Genomic DNA, 9474 nt, shown 5'->3' on the forward strand with positions numbered 1-9474 from the left:
TTGTCGGCCCGGAGGCCGAGGTCGAGCGCTGCATCGTCGCCGCGGGCGGGCGCATCGCCGGTCGCGTCACCGACTCCGTGCTCTTCCCGCAAGTCGAGGTCGCGCCGGGCGCCATCGTGCAGGGCGCCGTGCTCTTCTCGGGTTGCAAGGTGGCCGCCGGCGCGCGCGTCCACCGGGCCATCCTGGACAAGGGCGTGCGCATCGGCGAGGGCGCGCGCGTCGTGGGCACCGAGCGCCTGCTCGTGTTGCCTAAAGGGAGCGTGGTGCCGGCCGGCGTGGATGCCGCGACCTCCGGCGCCGTGCTCGTGCGGGGGGTGGAGCGATGAAGGCAGCGCGCCCCTACGGCCGCGTGGCCGTGCTCGTCCTGGCGGGCGGTCGCGGCGAGCGGCTGGACCTCCTCACCACGCTGCGCGCGAAGCCGGCCGTCCCCTTCGGCGGCAACTTCCGCATCATCGACTTCGTGCTCTCCAACTGCTTCCACTCCGGGCTCACCGAGGTCTCCATCCTCACGCAGTACCTGCCGCGCAGCCTGGAGGACCATCTCGGCTTCGGGCGCGATTGGGATCTCGACCGCCGCGAGGGCGGACTGCAGTATCTCCATCCGCATCGCGGCCTGGAGCGCTCGAACTGGTACGGCGGCACGGCGAACGCACTCTACGAGAACCTGCAGTTCCTCCTCGAGTCGCGCGCCGACCACTTCCTCATTCTGAGCGGCGACCACATCTACCGCATGGACTATCGGGAGCTGGTCGCGCAGCACGAGGCCTCGCTGATGCAGGTCACCGTCGCCGTGCGACCCGTCGACCTCGCGCAGGCGCACCACTTCGGCATCTTCGAGACGGACACCGCCGGCCGGGTCGTGGACTTCGCCGAGAAGCCGGCGCGGCCGCGCAGCAACCTGGCGAGCATGGGGATCTACGTCATCCGCCGGCAGTTCCTGCTCGACACGCTGCGCGACCGCGGCGCCGCGGAGCCGGCGCTGGACTTCGGGCGCGACCTCGTTCCCGACTGGGTGGCGCAGGGCCAGCTCGCCCTCTTCAACTTCCCCGGCTACTGGCTCGACGTCGGCACCCTGGACAGCTACGTCCAGGCCCACCGCGATCTGCTGGGGGTGGAGCCCGTCTTCCGCCTCTCCGATCCCGAGTGGCCGATCATCACGCGGGCGCCGCAGCGAGCGCCGATGGAGCTGGCGCACGGCGCGCAGGTGCTCGACTCGCTCGTCAGCGAAGGCTGCCACATCCACGGCCGCGTGGAGCGCAGCGTGCTCGGCCCCGGCGTGCGCGTGGGGGCCGGCGCGCTCGTGCGCGACGCGATCGTGATGGAGGACACGCTGATCGGCGCGCAGTGTCGGGTGGAGCGCTGCATCGTCGACAAGCGCGTCGAGCTCGGCGAAGGCTGCCGGCTCGGCGGCGAGGGCGCGGGCGACGGCAACGCCGACAAGCCGCAGGTGCTGCGCGGGGGCTTCAGCCTGATCGCCAAGGACAGCGTGCTGCCGCCCGGCTGGACGATCGGGCGCAACGTGCGCTGGGCTGTCGAGACCGTCGACGCGGCGATCAGCGCGCGCTTCCCCGGCCAGCAGGTGCCCGACGGCACGAGCTGCCTCGGCTGAGGGCCCGCGCAGCGCGCGGGGCCCGGCCGGCGACGCGCGTCTTCGACTAGCTGTCGGTGTAGAGCACCAGGCGATCGCCCGGGTGCAGCACGGATTTCTCGCTCAGGCGCTCGTTCCAGCCCAGCAGGCGCTCGACCGTCGTGCCGTAGCGCCGGCTGATGCTGGAGAGCGTCTCGCCCCGGCTCACGACGTGGACGCGGCGCGCCGGCGCGGCGTTGCTGTCCGGCTGGCCCTTCTCGGCGACGGCGCCGCTGCCCGAGCCCAGGTACTGCAGGACCTGGCCCGGATAGATGCGCGAACTCCGGCCGAGCTTGTTCCAGCGCTGCAGCGAGCGGAGGGGAACGCCGAGCCGGCTGGCGATCGCCGACAGGTTGTCGCCGCGGCGCACGGTGTAGTAGCCCTTGGCGCGGCCCTCCTCCGCCTTGAGGGGCGGCAGCACCTTGGCGGCTGCGGCAGCGACGCCGTTGGGCACCGGCTCCTGCCAGCCGCGATCCGGATGCGTCGGGATGACCAAGCTCATCCCGGCCCGCAGGTTGCGCGGGTTGCGGATGTTGTTGCGGTCGATGATCGCCTGCACGGTGGTGCCGTAGCCTTTGGCGATCTCGAAGAGGGTCTCGCCCCGGCGGACCTTGTGCTTGGCGAAGCTGACGCGCTGCTCCTCGGGCTCCTGCACGGCGAGGGCGGTGCGGAGCATCTCGGACTGCCCGGCCGGCACGTGCAGCGCGTAGCCCTGGCGATCCGGCGGCGTGCACCAGCGCAGGATGTGCGGATTGAGCGCCTCCAGCTCGGCGCGCCTGAAGTTGCCCTTGCGCGCGATGACGGAGAGGTCCACCGCCTGGTCGATCTCGATATCCTCGTAGGTGAAGGCCGGCTCCGGCTGGATCGTGAAGCCGTAGTCCTCGAGGTTGGCGCCGATCCAGGCGGCTGCCATCATCGTCGGCACGTAGTCCTCGGTCTGGCGCGGCAGATCGAGCTGCCAGTAGTCGCGGCTGCCGGCCCGCCGCATCGCGCTCATCACGCGGAACTCGCCCGAGTTGTAGGCGGCCATCGCCAGGTTCCAGTCCTGGAAGATGCCGTAGAGGTGGGAGAGGTACTGGCAGGCGGCCTCCGTGGAGCGCACGATGTCGCGCCGCTCGTCCACCCAGTAGTCGACGGTCAGGCCGTAGCGCCGCGCCGTGCCACGGATGAACTGCCAGGGGCCGACGGCGCCCGCGCTGCTCACGGCCGTCAGCTTGAAGCCGCTCTCGATCATCGCCAGGTAGTAGAGTTCCTTGGGCAGTTCGTAGCGGGCGAGCGCCGCCTCGATGATCGGCCGGTAGGCCTCGCCCCGGTTGAGCCAGTTCTGGTAGATCTCGCGGCTGCGGCCGCTGAACTGGTCGATCCACTTGTCGACGCGCGGATTGCGCTCGATGGCCAGCGCGCGCGCCGGCACATCCGGCAGGCCGCCGTACCAGAGGGCGACGAGGGAGTCGTCGGCGACCGCGAGCGGCGCCGCGAAGTGCATCAGGGACTCCTCGTCGAAGATCTCCTGCAGCCGGTCGAGGCGGTTCTGCAGGCTGCTCAGGTAGAGCCGCGCGAGGCCGCCGGCGACCATGGCGCTGTCCCCTTGGACGACGGCGAGTTCCGCCACCGCCTGGTCGATGTGCTCCTGCGCGGTGAGCAGGTCGCCTTGCGCGAGGAAGTGCACGGCGTCGTCGTAGTGGGTTTGTAGGGCCTGGAGCTCTGGCTTGAAGGCGAGGGCGCGGTCGCGCAGGGACCACTCGACGGGCGTCTCGACGAGGATGCCGCTGTCGGCGGTCAGGGCGGGGCCGAAGAGGCTGTCCGTCGCCGCCGTGGTCAGGACCCGGGGCGTGACGTCAGCGGACGGTTCCGTCGAGGGGCGCTCCTGGTGGCTTGCACAGGCAGGTAGGACTAGCAACAGGGCGAGCAGCCCCGGAATCTGGGCGCGACTGCGGATCACAGGGACCTCCTGGCGTCCGTTATGCTGGGGCACTGGACGGTGCCGGAGCCCCGAAGCGAGTTCAGCAAGGGGAAGACCTGCCGGGCGCGGAAGTCTAGAAGCAGCCGGGCAGATCTGGCAACCATGAATCGCGCCCGGGAGCGGGGGGTTGACTGGCGGGTGCCGGCTGAGTGTATACTTGAAGTACGATCAGCAGAGCATTGTAATTATATCAGTTGAGAGGGATACTCGGTCCAGCGCATGAGCCGTCAGCAGCGGAGCAGCCGCTATTTTCTGGAGCACCTTCTGCCCCGCGAGGCCCTGTCGCCCGAGGAGCGGGTGCGGCTGGACACCGTCCTGCGCAGCGGCGGGGCCGATGGGGAGCGTGCGCTCGCGCTCGAGCTCGCCGAGCGCCTGGTCGCCCGCGGCGTCTATGCGCGCGAGGCGGGCGGCGACTACGTCTTCGCGCGTGCAGGGGAGCGCTATCGCCTCGTCCTGAGGCGTGCCCTCGGCGCGATCCCGGCTCCCGTCGACGCGGAGCGGGTCGCGCCAGCGGCGCTGCCGGCGACGGCGCCGCTCGCCGCAGCCGCCGACGCGGTCGAGCCCCTGCCGGAGCCCCCGCTCGAACGACTGCGCGAAGTGCTCGCCGTGCTGCGCCTGCAAGGACGCCAGCCCGGCATCCTGAGCGGACTGGGTCGCCTGCTCGCCGCCCTGGGGCGCTGGCACCCCGGCGGCAGCGCGACGGTCTATCACTTCGAGGACCTGGAGAACGGCGAGAGCCAGCCCGGCCTCGTCGCGCTCGAGCCGGACACCCTCGCCGCCGAGCATCCCTTTCGCCGCGCGCTGGCCGGCGGCGGCCTGCTCGCCCTGCCCGGCGATGCGGTGGGCGCGCTCGCCTTCCCCGCGGCGAGCGCGACCTTGCGCGCGGGGCACTGGCTGCTCCTGCCCTTGCGCCTGCCCAGCGAGGACGGCAGCCTGCCCTGGGGCCTGCTCGAGCTGCGCCTGCCGGCGGGGGCATTCCCGGCCAGCCTGCCCGCGGAACTGGGGCTGCTCGGCGAGGCGCTCTCCGAGCTGGTCCACAATCACCGCGTGCTGGCCGAGGTCGTCTATGTCGACGGTCTGACGCAGGTCTACAATCGCAGCTTCTTCGACCAGCAGCTGCCGGTGGAAGTCGAGCGCGCCACGCGCAACAACGAGCCCCTGGCGATGCTCGTCGTCGATCTGGACGACTTCAAGCAGATCAACGATCGCCATGGCCACGAAGCCGGCGATGGCGTGCTGCGCGAGTTCGGCGGCCTGCTGCACCGCACGCTGCGCCGCGTCGATCTCGTCTTTCGCTACGGCGGCGAGGAGTTCGTCGTCCTCCTGCCGCGCCTGGACGAGGAGAGCGCCCTCCGCGCGGCCGAGCGCTTGCGGCTCGCCGTCGCCGAGCACCCCTTCCCCGTGCTGCCGAAGGGCGGCGAGTTGCGCGTGACGGTGAGCATCGGCGGCGCCCTCTACCCGCGCGATGCCGTCAGCGAACGCGGCCTCTTCCGCGAGGCCGATGCCGCCTGCTATCGCTCCAAGCGGGGCGGCAAGAACCGGGTCTCCTTCGCGCCCGCCTCCGGCGACGCCGTCTAACCTCCCGCTCCGCGCCCCCCGGGAGCGCGCGTGCTCTGGCCGCTCTTCCTCGGTGTACTGGCGGGGCTGCCGTTGCGCTTGCCGGCGGCGGCGGCCTTGCTGCCCTGGTTTCTCCCGCTGCTCTTCCTGCCGGCGGGGCCGCGCGCGAGCGGGCGCCGCCTGCAGTGGCTGCTGCGCCTCCTGGGCTTCCTGCTCGTGCTGCTGAGGCTGCCGGCGCTGCCGGCGCCGGGCGAGCGCGTCGAGATCGAGGGGCGCTGGACAACCACCGAGTCGCAGAGTGGCCGTGCCTTTGCGGGACGCCTGCGCGGCCAGCCGGCGCTCACGCTCCGCGGCCTCGGTACCCAACTGCCGGCGCCGGGCGCGCGCCTGCGCGGCGTCGGTCTCGCGCTGCCGAGCGCGAAGGGCGGCCGCGAGCTGAGGCTCATCGCCTGGCAGGCCGAGCGCTGCGAGAGCCCGGCGACCCGCGCCTCGCGGCTGGCCGGGCCGAGCCGGCGCGACCGCTGGGCGCGCGCGCTGACGCGGCACTTCCCGCCGGCGCAGGCCCCGCTCGCGCGTGCCTTCCTGCTCGGCGAGCGCCGCGGTCTGCCCCGCGAGCTGCGCGAGGCCTTCCGCGACGCGGGGCTCGCGCACATCCTTGCCGTGAGCGGCCAGCACGTCGCGATCTTCCTGATCCTCCTGCGCCTGGGGCTGGCGCCGCTGCTCGGCGCGGCGGGCGTCTTCCGCGCGGAGTCCGTGCTCCTGTGCCTCCTGCCTCTCCTGGCACTGGTCTGGGGCGACACGCCACCCGTCCTGCGCGCGCTGCTCATGGCGGGCTATCTGCTTGGCTGGCGACGCCGGGGCGGTCGACCTCAGGCGACCGAGGCGCTCGCCTGCGCGGGGCTCTGCGAGTTCCTCTGGCGCCCGGAGGCGCTGATGACGCCGGGCTTTCTCCTCAGCTATCTCGCGACGCTCGCGCTCATCGCCGGCTTGCCGGCAGGCGCGCCGCCGCCGGCGGGCTTCGCGCGTCTGCGCTGGCAGGCCCTGGCCGGCCTGCGGGCGAGCCTCCTGTGCAGCGCAGCCGTGCTGCCGGTGCTGCTGCTCCAGTTCCAGCAGCTGCCGCTGCTCGGACCGCTCTGGAATCTGCCGGCCGGCCTGCTCTGCGCGCCCGCCCTCGGACTCGGCTGGCTCGCGCTGCCCTTCGCGAGTCTGCCGGGCGCAACGCTGATCGCGCAGCCGGCCGGCTTCGCGCTCGCGCTGCTGGCCGGCGTCGCCGAACTCGGCGGGGGACCACTCGCGCTCGTGCTGCACCCCGCGCCGCCGCCACCCTGCGTCTGGCTGGCCTGGAGCCTGGGCCTGCACCGCCTCGTTGCGGGTCGCCTCGGCGCGAGCGGGGCGCTGCTGCTCGCCACACCCGCGCTCGCCGCGCTCGCGGCCGCTTGCCTTGACACCCTTCCGGGCCCCGTCTAGGATGCGGGCTCGTCGATCCGAGGCGGCGCGCGCGCCGCCACCCCGAATCCACGCCAGATCCGGCGCTCCCGACAGGTCAGGGATGACCCGCATCGCCGTTCTCGCATCCGGACGCGGCTCGAACTTCGAGGCTCTCGCCGCGGCCGCGCAGGCGGGGACTCTGCCCGCCGCGTTCGTCCTGCTCGCCAGCGACCAGCCGGGGGCCGGCGCGCTGGCCGTCGCCGCGCGCTTCGGCATCCCGAGCGCAGTGATCACGGGCCGTCGCGAGCGCGGGCGGCTCGATGCCGAATGCGAAGCGCGCTTCCTGGCCGCCTGCCGCGCGGCGGGCGCCGAGTGGATCTGCCTCGCCGGCTTCATGCGCATCCTCGGCGAGCACTTCCTCGGCGCTTATCCCGACCGCGTGGTGAACATCCATCCTTCGCTGCTGCCGGCCTTTCCCGGCCTCGACGCCCAGGCGCAGGCCTGGGCACACGGGGTGCGCGTGAGCGGCTGCACGGTGCACCTCGTCGACGCCGGCGTCGACACGGGCCCCATCGTGCTGCAGCGAGCGGTGCCCGTGCTTCCGATGGACAGCGCGGCGAGCCTCGCGGCGCGCATCCTCGTCGAGGAGCACCGGCTGTATCCGGAGGCTCTGCGCCTCCTGCTCGCCGGCGGCTGGCAGCGCGAAGGCCGCCGACTCCTCCTCACCGCCAATCCGGAGCCCGCCACATGAACGCCCTCGTCGATTGCAGCAGCCTCGGCCTCACTCCCAGCTACCGGGGCAAGGTCCGCGACCTCTTCGATCTCGGCGACCGCCTGCTCATCGTCGCCACCGATCGCATCAGCGCCTACGACGTCGTGATGAAGGAGCCCGTCCCCGGCAAGGGGGCCCTGCTCACGGGGATCTCGGTGGCCTGGTTCGATCGCATCGCGACGGCCGGCCTCGTGCGCCACCACCTGATCAGCGCCGACTGGCGGGACTTTCCGCCGCCCTACCGGCGCGAGGAGCTGGCGGGGCGCAGCATGCTGGTCCACAAGACGAAGCGCTTCGACCTCGAGTGCGTGGTGCGCGGCTATCTGGTCGGCAGCGGCTGGAAGGACTACCGGGCCACGGGCGCGGTCTGCGGGATCGGCCTGCCCGCCGGCCTGCGCGAGGCCGAGCGCCTGGAGCCGCCGCTCTTCACGCCGGCGACCAAGGAGGAGTCCGGGCACGACCTCAACGTGGGGCCCGCCGAGGCTGCGGCGATCGTGGGGGAGGCCTGGTTAGCACGGCTGGCCGCGACGAGCCTCGCGCTCTACCGCTTCGCGGCCGACTACGCAGCGACGCGCGGCATCCTGATCGCGGACACGAAGCTCGAGTTCGGCGCGCTGAACGGCGAGCTGATCCTCATCGACGAGGTCTTCACGCCGGACAGCTCGCGCTACTGGGAGCGCGCGGCTTGGGCGCCCGGGCGGACGCCGGACTCCTACGACAAGCAGATCCTGCGCAAGCACCTGGACGCCGTCGGCTGGGATCGCAGCGGCGAGCCGCCGAGCCTGCCGGCCGCGCTGCTCGAGCGCCTCGCGGAGCGCTACGCCGAGATCCACCGTCTCCTCTTCGCGGCGGAGGCGGCCCGGTGAAGATCCAGCGCGCCCTGCTGAGCGTCACCGACAAGCACGGCCTCGTCGAGCTGGCCGGCGCTCTCGCGGCGCGGGGCGTCGAGCTGATCGCGAGCGGCGGCACGCGCCGCGCGCTGGCGGCGGCCGGCATCGCGACCCGCGAGCTGGCCGAGTACACGGGCAGCCCCGAGTGCCTCGAGGGACGCCTGAAGACCCTGCATCCGAAGGTCTTCGGCGGCATCCTCGCCGACCCCGCGCGCCACGCGGCGGATCTCGCGGCGCTCGACCTACCGCTGGTCGACCTCGTCGTCGTCAACCTCTACCGCTTCCGCGAGACGGCGGCGAGCGCTGCGGACCCCGACATCGGTGGGCCGAGCCTGCTGCGCGCGGCGGCCAAGAACTTCGCGCGCGTCGCCGTGCTCTGCGCGCCGGCGCAGTACGCGGAGTTCCTGGCCGCGCTGGCGGCGGGCGAGGGCGCCATCGACCTGCCGCTGCGGCGGCGGCTGGCGGCGGCGGCCTTCGCGCACACCCGCGACTACGACACGGAGATCGCGGCCTGGTTCGGGGGCGGCGAGCCGGCCGATGCGCCCGGGCTGGACGCGCCGCTCGCGCAGCTGCGCTACGGCGAGAACCCGCATCAGCGCGGCGCGCTGCACGCCTGGCTGGCGTCGGCGCCGCCCTTCACGCAGCTCGCGGGCGGCGAGCTCTCCTACAACAACCTGCTCGATCTCGGCGCCGCCCTCGACCTGATCGCCGACCTGGGGGGCGGCGAGGCGGCGGCGGCGGTGATCAAGCACGGCAATCCCTGTGGCATCGGCTTCGGCGCCACGGCGGCGGCCGCGCTCGACGCCGCCTGGCGCTCGGATCCGGTGAGCGCCTACGGCTCGGTGGTCGCGCTCTCGGCGCCGGCGGACGCCGCCGTGGCGTGCTTCCTCGCCAAGAAGTTCGTCGAGCTGCTCGTCGCGCCGAGCTACAGCGCGGATGCCCGCGAGGCGCTGGCCGCCAAGAGCAAGCTGCGCCTGCTCGCCCTGCCCGAGCCGGCGGCCTGGCGCGCGCCGCGGCGCCTGCGCTCGATCGGGCCGCTGCTGCTGGTGCAGGACGAGGACGCGGAGTTCGTGCCGACGGCCGAGTGGCGGCGGGTGGCCGGGCCGGCGCCCGACGCCGAGACGCTGCGCGGGCTCGAGCGGGCCTGGCGCGCGGTCAAGCACGTCAAGAGCAATGCGATCGTCATCTGGCGGGAGGAGCACCTGATCGGCGCCGGCGCCGGGCAGATGAGCCGCCT

Annotated in this window: 7 protein-coding genes; 6 read left to right on the plus strand and 1 reads right to left on the minus strand. The window is 73.1% G+C overall.

Annotated features, from left to right (window positions below; all coding sequences use genetic code 11):
• Nucleotides 1-322 precede the first annotated feature (322 nt).
• Nucleotides 323-1609 (plus strand): glucose-1-phosphate adenylyltransferase, encoded by a 1287-nt coding sequence (locus tag FJ251_10570; protein ID MBM4118164.1) that lies wholly within the window; start codon nucleotides 323-325, stop codon nucleotides 1607-1609.
• A 46-nt stretch (nucleotides 1610-1655) separates the two neighbouring features.
• Here FJ251_10570 and FJ251_10575 read toward each other — a convergent pair whose 3' ends face one another.
• Nucleotides 1656-3569, minus strand: coding sequence for a LysM peptidoglycan-binding domain-containing protein (locus FJ251_10575; protein ID MBM4118165.1), 1914 nt, complete (start codon nucleotides 3567-3569; stop codon nucleotides 1656-1658).
• A gap of 240 nt (nucleotides 3570-3809) precedes the next feature.
• On the opposite strand from FJ251_10575, the gene FJ251_10580 reads away from it, so the two are divergent.
• The 5 genes from FJ251_10580 to purH form a co-directional block, all read left to right on the plus strand.
• On the plus strand, nucleotides 3810-5168 hold the full coding sequence (locus tag FJ251_10580) for a GGDEF domain-containing protein (GenBank protein ID MBM4118166.1): 1359 nt from the start codon (nucleotides 3810-3812) through the stop codon (nucleotides 5166-5168).
• A 30-nt stretch (nucleotides 5169-5198) separates the two neighbouring features.
• Nucleotides 5199-6614, plus strand: a complete 1416-nt coding sequence (locus tag FJ251_10585; protein MBM4118167.1) for a ComEC/Rec2 family competence protein — start codon at nucleotides 5199-5201, stop codon at nucleotides 6612-6614.
• 82 nt (nucleotides 6615-6696) lie between these two features.
• Nucleotides 6697-7326 carry a phosphoribosylglycinamide formyltransferase gene (locus FJ251_10590; GenBank protein ID MBM4118168.1) on the plus strand — a complete coding sequence of 210 codons (630 nt, stop codon included), beginning with the start codon at nucleotides 6697-6699 and terminating at the stop codon, nucleotides 7324-7326.
• Entirely contained in the window at nucleotides 7323-8213 is an 891-nt protein-coding gene (locus tag FJ251_10595; GenBank protein MBM4118169.1) for a phosphoribosylaminoimidazolesuccinocarboxamide synthase, read from the plus strand. The genes FJ251_10590 and FJ251_10595 overlap by 4 nt, the downstream gene beginning before the upstream one ends.
• Nucleotides 8033-9474: bifunctional phosphoribosylaminoimidazolecarboxamide formyltransferase/IMP cyclohydrolase (purH, locus tag FJ251_10600; GenBank protein ID MBM4118170.1), on the plus strand; the 1442-nt coding region annotated here is incomplete at its 3' end. The genes FJ251_10595 and purH, both read left to right, overlap by 181 nt.

This window comes from bacterium (genome assembly GCA_016873475.1).
Taxonomy (GTDB): Bacteria; Krumholzibacteriota; Krumholzibacteriia; order JACNKJ01; family JACNKJ01; genus VGXI01.